This window comes from Streptomyces sindenensis (assembly GCF_014649035.1).
GTDB classification, from domain to species: domain Bacteria; phylum Actinomycetota; class Actinomycetes; order Streptomycetales; family Streptomycetaceae; genus Streptomyces; species Streptomyces sindenensis.
In genome coordinates this window covers 1-755 of record NZ_BMSG01000090.1, presented here as the reverse complement: position 1 = coordinate 755, position 755 = coordinate 1, and the positions used below count along the sequence as shown (strand labels likewise).

Genomic DNA, 755 nt, shown 5'->3' with positions numbered 1-755 from the left:
GGCCGAGGAAGGCGAGGAAGTGGCTGCCTTTTCGTTCGTACCGGACGGTGAGGCGGCGGTAGCCGAAGAGCCAGGAGATCGACCGTTCGATCTTCCAGCGGTGCCGGCCGAGCCGCTCGCCGGACTCGATACCGGGGCGGGCGATCCGCGCGATGAGGTTCCGGCTGCGGAGCCAGCGGAGGTGCTCTGCTGAGTAGTACGCCTTGTCCGCACGGACCTTCACCGGCTTCCTCCGGCGCGGTCCGCGCCGGGAGCGGACGGCGGGAATGCCCAGAATCAACGGCTTGAACGCCTGACTGTCGTGCACGTTCGCGCCGGACACCGCGACGGCCAGAGGCAGGCCCTGGGCCTCGGACAGCACATGGAGTTTGCTGCCCTTCTTGCCGCGATCGACCGGATTCGGCCCGGTCAGCGAGCCCCCCTTTTCGCCCGCACCGACGCGGCATCGACGATCGCGGACGTCCAGTCCAGCTCGCCCCTGGCTCCAAGTTCGTCCAGCACCGCCCGGTGCAGCCTGCGCCACAGCCCGGCCTCCGTCCACACGGTGAATCGACGGTGCGCGGTGGCCGGCGAGACACCGAACGACTCCGGCAGATACCGCCACGCACACCCGCTCGTCAGCACGTAGACCACTGCCGTGAACACCGCCCGCTCGTCCACCGGAGCAGTACCCCCACCCTGCGGACGAGACGCGAACCTCGGCATCAACGGAGCTGTCAGCTCCCACAATTCGTCCGGCACCAGCCGACGCGACA

At 69.0% G+C, this 755-nt stretch carries 1 protein-coding gene; it reads right to left on the bottom strand.

Features of this window, described 5'->3' with window-relative positions; all coding sequences use genetic code 11:
* Positions 1-744, bottom strand: a protein-coding gene (locus IE145_RS33165; RefSeq protein WP_229826033.1) for an IS5 family transposase whose coding sequence is annotated in 2 segments (ribosomal slippage) — positions 1-426 and positions 426-744 — 745 coding nt annotated over the 2 segments. Because the reading frame shifts where the segments join, the coding sequence is not laid out codon by codon here. This gene is flagged as partial in the annotation.
* Between the last annotated feature and the right edge of the window lie 11 nt (positions 745-755).